Source organism: Psychrobacter glacincola, from assembly GCF_904846075.1.
GTDB classification, from domain to species: domain Bacteria; phylum Pseudomonadota; class Gammaproteobacteria; order Pseudomonadales; family Moraxellaceae; genus Psychrobacter; species Psychrobacter glacincola_C.
The window spans coordinates 297,575-316,534 of record NZ_CAJGZH010000002.1 but is presented as its reverse complement, the minus strand read 5'-3'; the positions used below and the strand labels follow the sequence as shown (position 1 = coordinate 316,534).

Genomic DNA, 18,960 nt, shown 5'->3' with positions numbered 1-18,960 from the left:
GTGATTGTGTGTCATTCATCATGCTAAGGGCCCTTGAAAACCAAAAATGTAAATGGCGGCCATGACGATGATGCCACAGAACAACACATAGTATATGGTGGGTAAAATAGTACGCCTAAGTGTGGCGCCCTCCATACCAAGTAAACCCACCGTTGCTGATGCAGCAACTACGTTATGTATGGCAACCATATTACCGGCTGCGGCACCAACCGCTTGCGCCGCGATGATTAGAGAAGGTGAAATATGTAAGCTCATGGCGGCTTCATATTGGAATTGACTGAACATACCCCACTCTCAACTTCGAAAGTGATTGAAAAAAGAAGAGCACCTCACTAATCTATTGTTTTCGACCAAGAATACAATGGAGTCATGAGATGCCCATAGACGAATTTATCATCAATATCTATTTAATGGTAGAGCAATATTACAAAATAGTCGTCACCAAACCCTTGCGAAGTGCAGGTTACGCACCAAAGTTGAGTGATCCTGAGATCATTTGCATGGAGATGGTCGGTGAATTTTTACACCTAGATCAAGACAAACAAATTTGGCAATACTTTACCCAGCATTGGCAAGACTGGTTTCCAGCCATCGGCTCATACCCTAACTTCGCAAAGCACTGCGCCAATCTGTGGCAAGTCAAACAGCAGATACAAGATAAAGTCAGTGAACTCGAGGGCCGTGACAACATCCATTTTATGGATGGTTTTCCGATACCCGTCTGTCATTATGGACGCGCTTATCGGCATAAAAACTATCAAGACTTAGCGGCTTTTAGCTACTGTGCGGCTAAGCAAGAGAGGTACTATGGCTTTGAAGGACATTTGCTTGTTAACTTATCGGGCATGATTAAAGGCTTTACCTTTGCTCCTGCCAATGTTGATGAAAGAGCCGTTGCCCCAGAAATCACCACTCATATTCATGGGCTACTTGGCGCTGATAAAGGGTATATCAGCCCTAGTCTGACATCGTACTACGACGCTCAAGGCGTGGATTTACAAACGCCACTCAGAGCTAACATGAAAGAGGATAGGCCCAAACCTGTGGTAAGACGGCTGATGAAAGCCCGCCGTATCGTTGAAACAGTCATTGGTCAGCTATCAGAACGATTTAATATACAAAGGGTACGAGCAAGAGATTTATGGCATTTGTCTCATCGATTGATTCGTAAGATTCTTTCACACAATCTGTGCTTTGTACTCAACAAAAAACTTGGTAATCCGCCTCTTCAGTTTGATTTGCTTATTTCAAGTTGAGAGTGGGGTTGAACATCATATTAGATACGGTATTAGAGCCTGCGATAAATGCACCTAAAGCACCAATGGTTGCACTAATCAATGGAAAAACATTGCCAAAAGTACCTGAAAACAACTCTGCACTGGCGACTGGCATACTCGCCACATCTGATAAGTTTATGCCTGAATTGATAAAAATCCTAACCATTGGAATCGTAAAAATAAGTACAAAACCTGCCCCTAACACGGTCTTACCTGACTCTTTAAAGGCACTGCTTAGGGCGCTGACGGGCTTTCTAGTTTGAAAAGCGGCGGCAACCAAAGCACTAATTAGTAACAAGCCGCCTGGTAAGTATAAAGGACTAAAACTGGCACTGATATCTGTCTCACCTAAAATCGAGGTTAGGTCTACTGCCACACTGTTAAGTAAAGACTGAAAGCCTGTAAATACTCTTGAAAACACCAGTAAAAGGGCAACCAGTAAATAAGGGAACCACGCCATAAGGGTGGACATCTTCTTATCACTCAAGGTCAGCGTAATATCTTCTTTACTGACCACTAACTTACCAAGCCATTCACTCGGCCAGTTTTTTTGCGGTTCAAAATCCCATGTGGTTTTTGGTACCAAAAACCCTCTTTTAGCAGCATTAACAACGACAGTAATACTGACCAAGCCACCGACCAGTGACGGAAACTCTGGCCCTAAAAAAACACCGGTTATCACATAAGGGATTGTAAATGCCAAGCCTGCAAAAATAGCAAACGGCCAAATCGCAAAGCCTTCCCGCCAGCTTTTATTTTTACCAAAGAAGCGAGTGAGCATCATCACCATAAAAAGTGGCATAAACGTACCAATGACACCGTGAATAATGGCGACTTGACTGGTAATCAGTTGTAAAAATTCGCCCCACTGTACTCCTTGTTGTGCCAGTTGAGCGCTAATAGCAGCTTTATCTAACCCATCATTTACCCCTATCACAATAGGCGTACCGACCGCACCAAATGATACAGGTGTACTTTGTATCATCATTCCCATCAGCACTGCACCCAGCGCCGGAAATCCTACTGCCACCAGCAAAGGCGCTGCAATAGCGGCAGCTGTACCAAAACCAGAGGCACCCTCAAGAAAGCAGCCAAAGCACCATGCAATAATAATGGCTTGCACACGCCTATCTGGCGATACATTGGTAAACCCAGCACGGATAACGGCGATTGCACCAGTGTGTTTCAATGTATTCAACAAAAAAATAGCACCAAAGACTATCCACAATACCGAAACCGTAATGACCAAACCCTGAATAATAGATGATGACACTCGGTTAAGCGTCATATCCCATATAAAAATGGCAAGCGCAGCGGTAACCACTAAAATGATTGGCATTGTTTTTTTAGCTGACCATTGCAAACCTATCAGAAAAATACCACAGAGAACGATTGGCAGTAATGCCAAAAGCCCATATATTGTTTGATTCAAAATTACATCCTTTTGATTGTGTGATCTTCCTTGAACCAAGTCATCGAAGCCTTTATTTTGACGAACCCATGATGACTAAGTTGTATTAAATATTCACAAATAGGGACTGCTTATTTACTAAATCTGTCTTGCAGAAAAAGCCGAGCACGACTTGCGACAGTTTATGTCCCAATGTCAAAAACGCCCTGGAATAGTCTACGCCTTGTTAATTCATTGATATATTGCATCAATGGACAATGTTATTTTCCTTTTTTGATATAATCAGAAACACATTACTGCAATTGGAGAACAAGTGTGACCAAAGCTGACGACATGATTTTATTCGTTCAAGTTGTTGAAGAAGGGTCATTTTCTAGAGTCGCTGAAAAATTATCATTGACGAACTCGGTAGTGAGCAAGCGCATTGCGAGATTAGAAGAGAACTTAAATACACAACTGCTTTATAGAACCACTAGAAAGTTGAGCTTAACCGATGCAGGCAGGGCGCTTTATAACAAAGCTAAAATTGCTAAATCCGCCTTTCAAGAAGCTGAAAATGCTGTCACGGGTTACGGCGAAGATATGAAAGGCCATATACGTATAACCATGCCTGTGGTCTCTGCGAATTTCATATTTAGCGAATCTATTGCCGAATTCTGTAAACAACACCCTGAAGTATCAGTAGAGTTACAAATTACCAATCGATTGGTTGACTTGATAGAGGAAGGATTTGATTTGGCACTAAGGACCGCTGTGCTTGAAGATTCTTCACTCATTGCAAGGCGCCTTATAGATAGCCAATGGATGATATGCGCGACTCCAGATTATTTAAAGCAACATGGTACACCTCAAAATCCTGAACAGTTACAGAATCATGAGTGCTTGGTTTATAAGTTTGATAATACGGCTAACAGCACATGGCCGCTATATATAGACGGCAAAGAGCAATTAATATCTGTCCATGGTCGGTTTCATAGCAATCATCTGAGTGCAATTAAACAAGCCGCACTTAGCGATTTAGGTATCGCTTTTTTACCACAAGTGTTGATCTATGAGGAGATACAGAAAAATAAACTCACGCAGATTTTACAATGTTTTACCAGCAAGAAGCTGGGGCTATATGCGGTTTATCCTAAGGCCAGACAACCGGATCAAAAGTTAAAACTGCTCGTTGCACATTTACGAGACTCATTACATCAAAAACAGGCTTACTACTACTAAGTAATAAGCCTGTTTTTGATGTATATAAAAAAACTAATAAAGCGGTCTTAAAATTAAAGAGATAGTGAAGAGTTTTTTATGGGCAATAAAAACTGGTCTGATATTATTTTTAATAATCCACAGTGTAGCTCAACCCGTAAGTTGTACCCGATGCAGGCAAACGATTCAAATCGCCATAGGTTGTTTGATGATAGACCGTTAGATAATCCTTATTGAGTAAGTTATAAATCCCATAGTCTACTCGACCTACCGGCATTTTGACTTGTCCTAATACATCAAGTGTCATATAACCTGTGACTGGTAATGCACTAGAATCAGGATCTTTTTGTTGATCCTTAAAGGCTTTATTATCACCGCCAATTGCTAATGCTTGTAGACGTACATTGCTGCCTTCATCGAAGTTATATTGTGTAAATGCCGTGCCTTTAAGGGGTGTCAAGCGTACGGCATCAAGCTCCAACCAATCACCATCTTTATCATACTGACCACGAGTATAGGCAACACTGCCACCCAATTGCCATTGATCATCAATATCATGGCTGAGCGAACCTTCTATTCCGTAGACGCGCTCATCAGTATCGACCACTTCTACCGTATAGTCATTGGTAAAGCGTACCGTTTTATCTGATTTATTATAAAAACCGCTCAATCGTGCAGCAGTATTGCCATGCTTGCCCTGCCAGCCCAACTCGTAATTGTCGATTGCGATAGGTTGTACATTGTCTGAGTTGACGACAAAGCCTGCCCGTACATCACGTAGCGCACGCTGAATGTCAGCAGTGGTAAAGCCTTGTGAAAAATTGGCAAATACTTGGTCATTTGGGGTTAATTGATAGCTGGTACCGATATTAAATAGGGTTTTATCGTGGTCTGTATTGCCCTTTTCCACTTGACCAGCCTGATAGTCAATGCCATAAGCATCGCTGACACCACTGATGCGAGGATCATTAAAATACTCTTCGAGCAATTGCTCATAAATGGGCGTGAAAGTAGCCGTTTCTGCTTTCAATTTTTGATAGCGCACGCCAGCACTGGTATGCCATTTATCAGTGATATCTATATCGGCATTGACAAAAGCGCCCCATTTATCAATGGTGGTATCTGGTCCACCATTATAAGATAGTCCGTTGGTTTGAGCGCTCAAACCATTACTAGCAAGAAACGTGTTTAAGTCTTGCCCTTCATAGGTTTGCTCACTTTTTTCGCGTTCAAAATCAGCCCCATAGCTAAACAGTGTCTTTTTACCCGCAATTTCACTATCCGTTTGCATAGCGGCACGCAAACCCATCACCTCAATATCTGCTTCTGATTGAGTGACGAATGTTGCTGCGCTCAACAGCTTACCTAGCGTGTCTTTATCAGTCAGACCATTGGCAGCCCAAACTTCAGCTGCTTGGTCTGCTGCACTTTTCCCAGAAGGGTAAAAACGGCCTTTTTCGTCTCGATAGTACCCTGTGACGCTCAAATTTGAGCCTGCAATATCATCATTATTATAGTTAAGGTTCACTGATGTTTTGGTGGTATAAGGCTCGTTTTCTACTTCAGCGCCATCAATCGCTTTTAAAGATGGTGGTAATTTTTTCGGTTTTAATAATACTTGTAAATTTTTACCATAATCTGGACCATAGTCAGTATCCTGCTCATCATTATAGTAAGTCACTGCCAAATCAAGACGTTGGCTGTCAGTGAGCTCTATACCCAAGCTACCGTTAATACTTAGCGACTCGGTATCTTGTTGGTCAGTTTGATTGACGTCTGGACTGATGCGATTATCGTGGCTATCGAATTTGCCGCCCTTACGATCATAATCCACATCTAGGCGACCATAGACTCGCTCACCGCCATAACCCAATGTTTGCCCCACATGATAACCTAATGAATCTGAGTCAAAATTACGACTGCTACTGACGCCGACTCTGGTTTGCCTGATAGAGCCATAACCTACCATAGATTTTGTGACGAGATTAATCAGACCACCAGCCGCGCCAGCCCCATAAATACTGGTCGCACCAGAGAGCACCTCTACCCGCTCAAGCTGCGCAGGGTCGATACTGTTTAGCTCGCGTGAAAGGCTGCGTGAGCCACTCAATGGCACACCATTCAGCAAAAACTGCACGGGACGGCCATGCATGGTAGTGCCATAGTTACTGGTTGAGCCGCTGCTTGCCCCCAAACTTGGGATCAGCTGAGCCAATATATCTCCAGTAGTACGATTGCCTGTCGCCTGCATTTGTAGCTCATTTTCGGTAATTACCTGTGTGACGGCGGGCATCTCACTAATTTTTTGTGCCAGAGCCGTTCCTGTCCTTGCTTTAGCAGTGACCGTAATGGTATCTAAAGTCACGTTTGGTAACTCACTTGAGGCGGCGTTGACAGCTAAGTCTTCTGAAAGAATCGTATTTGAAGCGATGTCCATAGCACTGACATTGTTTTGTGCATATAGTTGCTGGCTGATACAAAGGGTAAGAAAGGATAGAGCAACTTGATGGTGGCGTTTCATATTCACTTCACTTAATTGGAGGATCAAAGAGTGGTAAACGTTATATTTAGCTAATAATGCTGTGTGTACTAACTTTGTGAACAATATTGTAAATGATAATCATTTTTGTTTCTATAATTATTTACAATATCGAAAACCCCTAGTGCTTCCGAAAAATACTACTCCAGCGTCACTCAAGATTTGATATCTAAGCGGTATCCATAATTCAATTAATAGCTTTCTATATGGCTCAACACTGATATATTATTCATATCACCCAAGCGCCTGAACAAGGCTTCTTAGAGCATATGATGGCTTTGGTACGATAGAAGATGCCAAACGTACCAGAACGCCAAATGAGATTGAACTGACTATATTGCCGTCCTCTCAAAAGGCAAACTCATTGCTATTTTTATTTCAGTGGCTTTGTTAGTTTGCTTAATTTCGACAACGATTAGCGTAGTAGTCATGAGCTGGATGCTCAAGCTAAGGTGATTGTGATCTTGGGACGAGCGGTGGAAGCTGCTGGCGACGTCGATGTACTATGGATTTAGAACAACAATTACCAGAAGTGGCACGCCGTGGTAGTACGCTACTGCTGGTTGCAGATGGTCAGCAGATATTAAGTGTCATTGAAATTAAAAATATGGTTAAGTCCACTATCAATTAGCATTAACCAAAGTGACTGTTAGCCTATAAACTTGATTATTTTTCCTCACGGTATAAGATATTTTTTGCTTCTACTCTAAAATCTTCATGACTAATGGCAGGCTCAATGCTAGCTGTATTTAGGTTCACACGTGAGACAGACGCTTCTGCCTCACGATATAAGATATTCTGTGCTTCCTGTCTAAAATCACCATAACTAATAGCATTCTTGGCTTGAGCATGCTTAGCTTCAACATTAGCCTGATTGTGATTATTTTTAACTTTTGCTAGCTGTGAACTATCTGCTGCCGTCTCGTTGATTTGATGAGTAGCTACCGTAACAGGTACATGAACACTTACCATGGATGTTTGAGGGATTGTTGAAAAAAAACGAGCCGACACGAATATAGTCGTTAACAACAAGACACCCACTATGGCAAACCATTTTACATGACTCAGCAAACTGCCTTTTGCTAGCTTTGCGGTGTCGGTTGCTAATAGTGGCTCGTTATTAGAATTACTGGATAAGCCAACACTTTTATTGATATCATTTTTATTGTCTGAGATAGTCATAATTCAATACCGAGTCAATCCATGTCATGAACGGCCTATCACCGTATCCTTGATCTTAGGATACGGGCTCTCGGGTATGTTGCAATGATTTTTGGTATGAGCGATAGAATTGACTGATAAGCGGCTTGAAAGCACTATTATTGTATGGCTAGTTGCTGATGAGCAATTTGAAAAATGGTGATAAAAATGAGATGAATTGCAGTCTAATAAGCAAAATAGCACAGGTTATCTCGAGGTATTAAGCAGATATTTAACACTGCTTGGCAAAATTCAGTCCATTTGAATTGAGAATATGCCTTAGATTAAATGACTAGTTGAAATGATGAATGTCCAACAGACCCTAATCATTGGTCTCACGATACAAGGTACTTTGGGATTCTTCTCTAAAGTCATCATAAGTGATGGCTGCCTCAGCTGCTGGCATGGTCGATGGGGCTTCAGTAGTCTCTACCCCATTAGGATTAGTGTCTGGATTCTCAGTGGGGAATTCCTCTGGTTGCGATATCACTGTCGATTTGTCTATCGCGCCTGTATCAGCAGAAGGTTGGTTGTCATCGGTTACTACTGCTTTGCCAGTGCTAACAGCTGGTGCTGCATCTGTCGTTGTTGTTTTCGTCTCTGCACTATCAGGTGCAATCGTTTTCGTTGAGGTCGATAGAACACCGGTGAAAATCAGTGTTGCTACAATAATAGCAATCAATAATGAGCCAAATATCATGCCAATAATAAGCGGTTTTTTGCTACTTACTTGCTTTTCCTTTGATTTTACTAATTGTTTAACAGTGGCATTGTCATTTACAGTCTCGTTATCATTAGATAGTTGTTCGTTTCTAACTTTTTCAGCTGCTAATCTTTCTGAATCTTGACGTTTTAAATCATCAGCATTCGCGCTGTCAGCGATATATAAAGAAGATTTATCGTTACTTGCATCAGAATCTAAAGAGTTGTCAGTATTAGCTAGCGGTGCATGATTTGTCGAAAAACCCTCGTCTTTATCGTCATCAGAAAAATCTACATGAATACCTGTGCTCACGCTTTCTTGCTCTAAATTAGCAAATAATTCTAGCTCTGTGGCGCTTAATGGCTCATACGATGAAAGATGGTTGGTATTCTTTAGTGGTTTTAATGCATTTTCTTTGAAAGCAGGGTTATCCTCATTACTATCAACATTTTCGACACGCGTGATGAAACGCTCGTAGATATTATCTTTACGCATACGCTTACGTGGCTTAGTATTAGCAATTTTGGCTAAATTTGCCTCTAACTGCGCATTAGGGCTATTTTTTTTGTCGCTCATGAAGTAATACCAAACCAGTTTTTACCGCGAAAAAGTAGATAACAGCTAGAATTAAGAATAAAGTTTTTATTGTTTGCTAAAGTGTAACACTAACGTTAACAAACAATATAGTAGCTCGCCTCGTTCGCTTCAAGCATAATTTGTCGCTTACTGCTCTTATTCGGATAAAATAATCAAAATAGCCAAAAAAAATAAGCCACAAGCAACGGTGACATCATAAACAAGTGAGCATAAAGATATGGATTTAAAACAGCTCAACGCTTTTATTGCTATCGCAGATTCACGGAGCTTTAGTGCCGCAGCGACTAAAACTGGATTGTCACAACCAAGCTTGAGTCGTCTGCTTAAACAGCTTGAAACGGATATGGGTGTGGAATTGGTCGATCGCTACCATAGACCGCTACATCTGACTGAAGCTGGTACATTCTTTTACGACAAAATCAGCGCCATATTGACAGAGATTGATACCGTCACCAGCATGACGCAGCGGCTATCGACGCCCAGTAGTATGCTGAATATTGGCTTTGTCCCATCCGTGCTTTATGGATTGCTTCCTGAAATCATTGCCATGCTAAAGCAATCCAGCCCCGATATCGACGTCAATCTCAAAGACATTAGCTCATATCAACAAATAGAGGCGCTCAAATCTGGTGAGATAGACATCGGTTTTGGGCGTTTCCCCCATCAAGATCCATGGATTCAGCAAATACTGCTGCGTCATGAGCGTTATGTCGTCGCCTTACCAAAAGCCCATCCTTTGGCGCATGTAACAGAGCAACGGTTGATAGACTTAGCGAACAATCGTCTGATTCTCTACCATCAAACCCATTTACCGATGGCGACGAGCGTAAAATCAACCAGTGCAAAGCTGGATAATAATACAAAATCCAGACGCACAAGCGCTGAGCAATCCACACTTAGTGCGCCTATTACTGAACCTTTACTACACTTATTCGCACAATACGGTATTTCGCCTTTTATGACTACGACGGTGAGTGACTTGCAAGTAGCGCTAGGCTTGGTGGCGGCTGGCGAAGGCATTACCCTTGTGCCTGCTAGCCTAAAGACTGTGCGTACCGACCAAATCAGTTATCAACGTTTAGTACACGAAAACGTCACCTCCCCTATTTATCTACATACACTCAAAGATTTCGTTCATCCCAGCATTTCTGATTTGCTGAGCGCCACCTATCAGGTATATGAGCAGCGCGGCATCACTTATCGTCAGCAAAAATTTGTGTCACAGCCTTAAATTATCAGATATTGGATGGATATTGTGTTATAAAGAACCGCTAAAAAATAATCAGCCTTAATACTTGATATTAGCAACTGATTATGCTAACTAAAAAGAATGGCAATGCAAACAAATAGTAATAACAACTAGAATAATCATTCTCCTGACTGGCTTCGGTGTGCTAAAGTCGATACAAGATGAATCGTTTTATATTTAAGCAGTTTATAAAGCTCTTCTCTCATGATCATTGGCAAGCTGACACAGGTAAGTGATAATTTGCCGTTTTAACCATTTAGAGGTATTCATGACCACACAACCACTCAATAATCCACGCACCAACCCAAATGCCACTGACGATACTGCGACCTCGCCGCAAGAAGGCTTTAGCTGGCGCATCTTTGGTCCCGGTATTTTGATGGCAACCGCTGCTATCGGTGGCTCGCATTTGATTTCATCGACGCAGGCTGGCGCTATATATGGCTGGCAACTGGCCATTATGATTATTTTAGCCAACGTTTTTAAGTATCCATTTTTTCGCTTTGCAACCGACTACGTCTATGACACTGGCGAGAGTTTGATTGCAGGCTATGCCAAACGCTCAAAAGTATATCTGTGGGTATATTTTATACTCTCTATCCTATCAGCCGTCATTAGTACGGGCGCGGTCTCGCTCATCGCGGCGGTGATACTAGGCTTTATGCTACCCGCCTCCCTTGGTCTGTCGACGATGGCGCTGTCATTGATTATCGTGGCGGTTTCTTGGTTCTTTTTAATTGCGGGTCACTATAAGCTGCTCGATGGTGTGACCAAATGGATTATGATTGCCTTGACGACTGCGACCGTCGCTGCTGTCATCATTGCTGCTGGCAAGCCGACAGTCATGGCTGCTGACTTTGTCGCGGCTTCCCCTTGGAATTTAGCAACTTTAGGTTTCATCGTGGCACTCATGGGCTGGATGCCAGCACCGCTTGAGTTTGCCGCCATTACCTCGATGTGGACATCTGCCAAAGTCAAAGCCGATCACACCACCCATCGCCAAGGTTTGTTAGATTTTAACGTCGGTTATGCCGTTTCTGCCATTTTGGCATTGTTCTTCTTATCGTTAGGTGTGTTTGTACAGTATGGCTCAGGACAAGAAATTGAGCTGGTCGGTGGCGCTTATATCAATCAGTTGATCAACATGTATACCGCGACTATCGGCGAATGGTCACGTTTATTGGTCGCTTTCGTCGCCTTTATGTGTATGTTCGGCACGACGATCACCTGTGCAGACGGTTATGGCCGTGCCAACGCTGAGTGCTGGCGTCTAATAAAAGGTGAAAGCGAAATCAACAAAAAGCAAATCGCTTTTTGGACGACCTATGCTATCGGTGGTGGGTTGATGATTATCACTTTCTTTACTGGACAACTAGGTACTATGCTTAAGTTTGCCATGATATCGGCGTTTGTTTCAGCGCCTATCTTTGGCTGGTTGAATTACTCACTGGTTAAAAACCATAAAAAACTGTCTTTTGGCATGAATGCACTCTCTATCGCGGGACTCATCTTCTTAACGGGTTTTGCGCTGTTATTTTTAGCCAATCTTGCTGGACTATTTGGCTAGGTATCGGTTTTAAAAATATCTATTTATATCATAAAAGCCCTTTTAGCTTAGCTATTAGGGCTTTTTGGTAAGCTAAAACCATGAATCGATAAAAATAAGCGCAACCGCTATTGTAAATAAATGTAAATCATGGGCTATACGTGTCTTTGCAAATTCAGCAATATGAATAATAGCTTAAGCAAACCATTACTTTATAGATAATGCTATTCATATGGTGAATAATATTAATTTTAATAAAATATTTATTTAAATTATTTAAATTATTGTGCTCAAACAATGCTTTGCACTCACTGATTATTGAGTATAATCGAACACAATAACGATAATACTATCTCTCTATGCAAGGACACTCACATGACTCTATCATCTGCTGGCGCACGCTTTCGCAGTGCCCTCACTCAAAAAAATGATAACAACCAGCCACTACAAATTGCAGGTGCTATCAATGCCTATACTGCAATGATGGCAACCCAAGTCGGTCACCAAGCGTTATATCTCTCTGGTGCTGGTGTGGCAAATGCCTCATTTGGTCTTCCTGATTTGGGTATGACTAGCCTTGATAATGTGCTAGAAGATGCACGCCGTATCACTGACGCAGTTGATACGCCGTTATTAGTCGATATCGACACTGGTTTTGGTGGTGCGTTTAACATCGCCCAGACCATCAGAAAAATGGAAAAAGCGGGCGTGGCAGCGGTACATATCGAAGACCAAGTGGCGCAAAAGCGCTGTGGTCATCGCCCAAATAAAGAAATCGTCAGTATTTCAGAAATGGTTGATCGCTTAAAAGCGGCATTGGATGCCAAAACGGATCCTGATTTTGTGGTCATGGCACGTACAGATGCGCTATCGGTAGAAGGCTTAGACGCTGCTGTCGAGCGCGCCGTTGCCTTCCAAGAAGCAGGCGCAGACATGATTTTTGCCGAGGCGTTAACCGATATCGAAATGTATCGTAAGTTCACTGACGTATTGGATATCCCAGTACTCGCCAACATGACAGAGTTTGGTCAGACCGACCTTTACACCACTGATCAACTGTATAGCGTGGGTGTAGAGATGGTGTTGTACCCGCTATCAGCATTCCGTGCGATGAACAAAGCGGCATTAAACGTTTATCAGCATCTATTGACTGATGGCACCCAAGAAAAAGTTGTTGATACCATGCAAACCCGCATGGAGCTGTATGATTTCTTAAATTATCATGAGTTTGAGCAGACGCTAGACAAGCTATTTGCTAATAAGTAGTTAGGCATTCTTCATTGGCAATACTGAAAAGATAGCTCACCTTTGAGTGTGTTATTTTTTCGAAATCCGTCTTCATTTACTTTTAGGTTATTTATGCCATTTTTTACTGCTAATACTGCTCTTAAAACGTCACTACTGAGCAGCACGCTTGCGGCGCTATTATTCATGACGGGCTGTGATAAAACACCAGAAACCGCTGATGATACGACCAGTGGTGCAAGCACTGCTGAAGTTGATACTACCAAACAGGCTCCTGCACCTGCCACTCAAGATGACTTGGTCATGACGACGATTACGCTAGATACCGTCGACAGTCTATTGTTCGCACCAGTTATCAATAGTGGTGCGCTCAGTGCAGAGCAAGTCAGCTGTCTCGAATCACGCGACAAAGACTTGGGTAAAGCCGAAGTCGATAGCTTCTATAAGAGTCAGTTTACCGATGCAGAGTTACAAGAGTTGGATGACTTTTATACGTCAGAGGTAGGGAAAAAGCTGATTACGTTTGGTAATGAGCAACTGCGCGTCATGAATGGTGAAGAGATTGCAACACCAATGGCTGACCCTACTCCAGAGGAGATGACTGAGATTCAGACATTCATGGAATCACCACTGGGTGTCAAGTACATGAAAATCAATAATGCAGAAGGCGAAGGCAGCGCAATGGAAGTCTTGAACGTTCCTATTGAAGCCGAATTCAAGCGTTGTAATGTCGATTTAGATGGTCCACAGCCTGAACAGCCTGCGTAATACTTGACTGGCGCTATAGTCAGTCATCAACTGACAAATTTATTATTAGAAACTTAGAAACTTAGAAACTTAGAAACTTAGAAACTTAGAAACTTAGAAACTTAGAAACTTAGAAACTTAGAAACTTAGAAACTTAGAAACACCGGTTTTCACCCAAAAAGCTACCCACAAAAGGAATTTCATCATGGCAGCACAAAACCCATCAACAAAAGTATTGTCAGGCGCAGGTCTGCGCGGACAAGTAGCTGGCAAGACCGCGCTATCTACCGTCGGCAAGTCAGGATCAGGTCTGACCTATCGCGGTTATGATGTATCAGAACTGGCAGACAAATGCATATTTGAAGAAGTGGCTTATTTGCTGCTATACGGCAACTTGCCAAACCAAACCGAGCTTGATGCTTATCAAGCCAAGCTAAAGACCCTTCGCGGTCTACCACAGTCATTAAAAGACGTGCTTGAGCGTATCCCTGCCGAATCGCATCCGATGGATGTATTACGTACAGGTTGCTCTATGCTGGGTAACTTAGAAACCGAAATGAGTTTTGAGGAAGAAAACGACCAAGCAGATCGCATGCTTGCGGTATTCCCTTCTATCATCAACTACTGGTATCGTTTTACCCATGACAATGTGCGTATCGAAACCGAAACCGATGATGCGACCATTGGCGGTCACTTCTTGCATCTGTTAAAGGGTGAGAAACCAAACGAGCTACACACAAAAGTGATGAACGTCTCGCTTATCCTCTACGCAGAGCATGAGTTTAACGCTTCAACCTTTACGGCACGCGTTTGCGCCTCTACGCTATCTGATATCCATTCTTGTATAACAGGTGCGATTGGCTCATTGCGAGGCCCTCTTCATGGCGGCGCGAATGAGGCGGCAATGGATATGATTGAAGGCTTTAGCTCACCTGATGAAGCCGAAGAAGAAATGATGGGTATGCTGGCGCGTAAAGACAAAATTATGGGCTTTGGTCATGCCATCTATAGCGAGTCAGATCCGCGTAACGTGGTGATTAAAGGCTGGGCTGAAAAACTGGCAGCGGATGTTGGTGATGAGGTGCTATACCCAGTATCAGTGCGCTGTGAAGAAGTCATGTGGCGCGAGAAAAAACTGTTCTGTAATGCCGACTTTTTCCATGCTTCTGCCTATCACTTCATGGGTATCCCAACCAAACTGTTCACGCCAATCTTTGTCTGCTCGCGTCTAACGGGCTGGGCGGCACACGTATTTGAGCAACGTGCTAATAACCGCATCATTCGCCCAAGCGCAGAGTACACTGGCGAAGAATTGCGTCCAGTACCAGATATGAATGCGCGTTAAGCTTATTATTAAGTAGCTGTTATTCAGTTTTGAATGATGATTGTTCAGTGCTTTTTGCCAAATAATTACTATCAGCTAGCAATAGTGCTGGCTGGTAACGATATGATGATTGAGCCTTATTGTCTGTTTGGGCTTAATCGTCATACGCTGTCTTTTTCATATAAACATTTCTTTATATAAACCACGTCTTTTTACTTTTCAATATCGCTTCTTTAGCAAAGCCTATAATAACGAACGATGATTTTGCTAAAGGAATGACTTTTACCTAATATTGACGTTTAACGATTTATTATAATTAGCCAACAGCCAAAGGTGACTTATGGACAACGCCCTCGTACAACCAATGAACGAACAATTCAAAAAACAGCTTCCAGATACTGATCTTTATTACTTTGACACCCGTGAGGCTGTCGAGAGTATCGAAGCTGGTGCTTATGACAAGCTACCATTCTGCTCAAAAGTACTGTGTGAGAACCTAGTACGCCGTTGCCCACCAGAAGAGTTAACCGATGCGCTTAAGCAGCATATCGAAGGCAAACAAGATTTAGATTTTCCTTGGTACCCTGCCCGCGTGGTTTGTCATGATATTTTGGGTCAGACGGCGTTTGTTGATTTGGCTGGTCTACGTGATGCCATCGCTGAGCAAGGCGGTGACCCATCAAAAGTAAACCCTATTGTACCGACTCAGCTCATCGTTGATCACTCGCTAGCTGTTGAGCATGCAGGCTTTGAAGAAAACGCTTTTGAGAAAAACCGTGCTATTGAAGAGCGCCGTAACGATGACCGTTTTCACTTTATCAACTGGTGTCAGTATGCCTTTGACAATGTAAACGTCGTGCCACCGGGTAACGGCATCATGCATCAGATCAATCTAGAAAAAATGTCGCCTGTTGTACAGGTCGTGCACAATAAAGCCGGTGAACAAGTCGCTTTTGCTGACACCTTGGTCGGTACCGATAGCCATACGCCAATGGTTGATGCTTTAGGTGTTATCTCCATCGGTGTTGGCGGGCTTGAAGCTGAGAGCGTCATGCTAGGCAATCCATCGTATATGCGCCTACCGGATTACGTTGGGGTTAAATTAACCGGCAAACTGCAAAAAGGCATTACCGGTACGGATCTCGTACTTGCGATGACTGAGTTCTTACGTGATGCAGGCGTGGTCTCTACTTATATTGAATTCTTCGGTGAAGGTGCACGTCAGCTAAGTGTTGGTGACCGTGCTTCCATCTCTAATATGACGCCAGAATATGGCGCAACCGCGGCGATGTTCTATATCGATGAACAAACCATCGACTATCTACGCCTAACCGGTCGTAGTGAAGATCAGATTAAACTGGTTGAGCAGTATGCCAAGCAAGTGGGTCTATGGGCTGACGGCATGGAAAAAGCCGAATACGCCCGCGTCCTAGAGTTTGATTTGTCAGCTGTCGTCCGTAACATGGCGGGCCCTTCACGTCCACATGCTCGCGTATCAACCACCGATTTGGTAGCAAAAGGTATTGCCCACGGTGCTGATGAAAAATTACCAGAACCCAAAGACGGTATGATGCCAGATGGTGCGGTGATTATCGCGGCTATTACCAGCTGTACCAACACCTCAAACCCACGTAACATGGTCGCTGCAGGCCTCGTCGCCCGTAACGCCAATGCTAAAGGCTTGTTACGGAAACCTTGGGTGAAATCATCTTTAGCACCAGGCTCAAAAACGGTCAAAATGTACCTAGAAGAAGCCGGCTTGATGCCAGAATTGCAAGAAATCGGCTTTGATGTGGTTGGCTTTGCTTGTACCACTTGTAATGGTATGAGCGGCGCACTTGACCCAGATATCGAAAAAGAAATCATTGATAATGATTTGTTCACTACCGCCGTGTTATCAGGCAACCGTAACTTTGATGGTCGTATCCACCCGTATGCCAAGCAAGCGTTTTTAGCGTCGCCACCATTGGTGATTGCCTATGCTATAGCCGGTAATATTCGCTTTGATATCGAAAAAGATTCATTAGGTAAAGATCAAAACGGCAATGACGTTTATTTAAAAGACATTTGGTTTGATGATGACGAAGTGGATGCCATCGTTGCCAAAGCCGTGAAGCCTGAACAATTTAACGCTGTTTATATTCCGATGTTTGACGAAGCCAAAAAAGACACGGGTAAAGCATTAAGTCCGCTCTATAACTGGCGTGAACAGACGACTTATATCCGCCGTCCGCCGTATTGGGAAGGCAAAATGGCAGCGATGAATAAGCTAAAAGGCATGCGTCCATTAGCGGTATTGGGTGATAACATCACTACTGACCATTTATCACCGTCTAATGCGATTTTGGGTGACTCAGCTGCTGGCGAGTACCTTGATACCATGGGTCTGCCAGCAGAAGACTATAACTCTTACGCAACCCATCGTGGCGATCACTTAACGGCGCAGCGTGCTACCTTTGCCAATCCTAAGCTATTGAATGAGATGGTACGTGACGAGAAAGGTGAAGTAATACAAGGTTCGCTTGCTAGAGTAGAGCCTGAAGGTCAAGTCATGCGTATGTGGGAAGCAATCGAGACCTATATGAATCGAGAGCAACCGCTTATCATCATCGCCGGCGACGGCTATGGTCAAGGCTCAAGCCGTGATTGGGCTGCTAAAGGTGTGCGTTTAGCAGGCGTTGAAGTAGTGGTTGCTGAAGATTTTGAGCGTATCCATCGTCAAAACTTGGTCGGTATGGGCGCGCTACCCTTGCAGTTTAAAGAAGGTGTCAATCGTAATACGCTTAATATCGATGGTACTGAAGTATTTGATATCGAAGGCGAAGTGTCTGCCGGCGGTGAGATGACATTGGTCATTAACCGAACAGATGGTACTGTCGATAAAGCCTCAGTGAAATGCCGCTTAGATACCGCTGATGAAGTTAAAATGTATAACGCTGGCGGTATGCTCCAGCGCTTTGCTAAAGAGTTTATCGATGGCACGTTAGATATCGTTTAATAGAAACGAATAAACAACAGCGATAGCTGCCGTACACGTGACAAAAGCCAATGTTATATTTATATGGCATTGGCTTTTTTAGTAGTCTCACAATAGATTCTGATACTCTTTAGTCTTATTAGGCTTCTATCCATTAAATACATTACTTATCGTACTTTATTTAAATGAATTTTCTTAAAAAATAAACATTTGTTTTTCTATTTAGTATAATTGTCATTTTTTATCATAAGAAGTGGCATGAAAAACATCAATAGAACTTTTATTATTTTGATTTCTGTATTGAATCTTAGCGGTTGTAGTAGTCTCACTGATTTATCAATGGTAGACGTCTCTATTTCCATTGTCGTTATTGCTATTATTATTGGTTGTTGGGTTTCTAATGTACGTACCGGCCGCGATATACAAGAATCCGTTGATAGTATTATACAAATTCGACGGGAACAACTTGAAATGGCTAAGTCCGATTTGAGACCTGGCATTGATGAAGGCGACCCAGTTTCGCAGTATCTCTTGGCGCTTAAATTTCATACTGGTGATGGTGTCGGTCAAGACTTAGTAGCAGCGTGTTACTGGTACAGTTTGTCCGCTGAAAGTGGATTTATTCATGCCGTGACAACTTTAGCCCTTATGTATATAAAAGGACGGGGTACCAAGCAAGATTTGACTAAAGCTGCTAAGCTTTTGTCTATTGCCTCAAAAGAAGGCGATCTGCAGGCACAGAACTTTTTAGCAGCAGCCTATTTAAACGGATGGGGTGTTCGAAAAAATGAAGAAAAAGCACGTTATTGGCTGCAACAAGCAGCTGCACAAAGCTCTGAAGAAACCAGTGAGTCTTTAAATATGTTGTCGCCGCAATCTATTGAATCATTAACAATGGTCATTCAAAACGGTGATGAATATATCGTACTAAAATAATAGGAATAA

At 42.8% G+C, this 18,960-nt stretch carries 15 protein-coding genes; 10 read left to right on the top strand and 5 right to left on the bottom strand.

From position 1 onward, the window contains the following. Positions 1-18: 18 nt before the first annotated feature. Positions 19-285 carry an L-lactate permease gene (locus JMW85_RS07425; RefSeq protein ID WP_201581323.1) on the bottom strand — a complete coding sequence of 89 codons (267 nt, stop codon included), beginning with the start codon at positions 283-285 and terminating at the stop codon, positions 19-21. Between the two features lie 89 nt (positions 286-374). Here JMW85_RS07425 and JMW85_RS07420 point away from each other — a divergent pair, with 89 nt between their 5' ends. Further along, positions 375-1,256 carry an IS982 family transposase gene (locus tag JMW85_RS07420; protein ID WP_201580713.1) on the top strand — a complete coding sequence of 294 codons (882 nt, stop codon included), beginning with the start codon at positions 375-377 and terminating at the stop codon, positions 1,254-1,256. Here JMW85_RS07420 and JMW85_RS07415 read toward each other — a convergent pair. Beyond that, positions 1,243-2,709 (bottom strand): L-lactate permease, encoded by a 1,467-nt coding sequence (locus JMW85_RS07415; protein ID WP_201581322.1) that lies wholly within the window; start codon positions 2,707-2,709, stop codon positions 1,243-1,245. The two genes, JMW85_RS07420 and JMW85_RS07415, sit on opposite strands and share 14 nt — an antisense overlap. A 294-nt stretch (positions 2,710-3,003) precedes the next feature. Here JMW85_RS07415 and JMW85_RS07410 point away from each other — a divergent pair, with 294 nt between their 5' ends. After that, the gene (locus JMW85_RS07410; RefSeq protein ID WP_201581321.1) at positions 3,004-3,909 is read left to right on the top strand and encodes a LysR family transcriptional regulator; all 906 of its coding nucleotides are present in this window, start codon (positions 3,004-3,006) and stop codon (positions 3,907-3,909) included. A 109-nt stretch (positions 3,910-4,018) separates the two neighbouring features. Here the strand turns inward: JMW85_RS07410 and JMW85_RS07405 are convergent, their stop codons facing one another. Continuing rightward, positions 4,019-6,409, bottom strand: coding sequence for a TonB-dependent receptor (locus JMW85_RS07405; protein ID WP_087815429.1), 2,391 nt, complete (start codon positions 6,407-6,409; stop codon positions 4,019-4,021). 523 nt (positions 6,410-6,932) lie between these two features. On the opposite strand from JMW85_RS07405, the gene JMW85_RS14420 reads away from it, so the two are divergent. Then, the gene (locus JMW85_RS14420) at positions 6,933-7,058 is read left to right on the top strand and encodes a hypothetical protein (protein ID WP_265088312.1); all 126 of its coding nucleotides are present in this window, start codon (positions 6,933-6,935) and stop codon (positions 7,056-7,058) included. Positions 7,059-7,093: 35 nt separating this feature from the next. Here the strand turns inward: JMW85_RS14420 and JMW85_RS07400 are convergent, their stop codons facing one another. Next, complete coding sequence (locus JMW85_RS07400; protein WP_087815427.1) at positions 7,094-7,609, bottom strand: hypothetical protein; 516 nt, start codon at positions 7,607-7,609, stop codon at positions 7,094-7,096. A 340-nt stretch (positions 7,610-7,949) separates the two neighbouring features. Then, the gene (locus tag JMW85_RS07395; RefSeq protein ID WP_087815425.1) at positions 7,950-8,906 is read right to left on the bottom strand and encodes a hypothetical protein; all 957 of its coding nucleotides are present in this window, start codon (positions 8,904-8,906) and stop codon (positions 7,950-7,952) included. 238 nt (positions 8,907-9,144) lie between these two features. Between JMW85_RS07395 and JMW85_RS07390 the strand changes: the two genes are divergently transcribed. From JMW85_RS07390 to JMW85_RS07360, 7 genes are all read left to right on the top strand, one after another. Continuing rightward, positions 9,145-10,158: a LysR family transcriptional regulator gene (locus JMW85_RS07390; RefSeq protein ID WP_087815424.1), complete on the top strand. Its 1,014-nt coding sequence runs from the start codon at positions 9,145-9,147 to the stop codon at positions 10,156-10,158. Between the two features lie 286 nt (positions 10,159-10,444). After that, complete coding sequence (locus tag JMW85_RS07385) at positions 10,445-11,743, top strand: NRAMP family divalent metal transporter (protein WP_045454703.1); 1,299 nt, start codon at positions 10,445-10,447, stop codon at positions 11,741-11,743. 354 nt (positions 11,744-12,097) lie between these two features. Next, the gene (gene prpB, locus JMW85_RS07380) at positions 12,098-12,988 is read left to right on the top strand and encodes a methylisocitrate lyase (protein ID WP_087815419.1); all 891 of its coding nucleotides are present in this window, start codon (positions 12,098-12,100) and stop codon (positions 12,986-12,988) included. 93 nt (positions 12,989-13,081) lie between these two features. Next, positions 13,082-13,735, top strand: a complete 654-nt coding sequence (locus tag JMW85_RS07375; RefSeq protein WP_087815417.1) for a DUF2059 domain-containing protein — start codon at positions 13,082-13,084, stop codon at positions 13,733-13,735. Positions 13,736-13,919: 184 nt separating this feature from the next. Beyond that, entirely contained in the window at positions 13,920-15,059 is a 1,140-nt protein-coding gene (gene prpC / locus JMW85_RS07370; RefSeq protein ID WP_087815415.1) for a bifunctional 2-methylcitrate synthase/citrate synthase, read from the top strand. Positions 15,060-15,402: 343 nt separating this feature from the next. Further along, entirely contained in the window at positions 15,403-18,036 is a 2,634-nt protein-coding gene (gene acnD, locus JMW85_RS07365) for a Fe/S-dependent 2-methylisocitrate dehydratase AcnD (protein WP_201581786.1), read from the top strand. A 237-nt stretch (positions 18,037-18,273) separates the two neighbouring features. Then, positions 18,274-18,951, top strand: coding sequence for a tetratricopeptide repeat protein (locus tag JMW85_RS07360; RefSeq protein WP_087815410.1), 678 nt, complete (start codon positions 18,274-18,276; stop codon positions 18,949-18,951). Positions 18,952-18,960 lie beyond the last annotated feature (9 nt).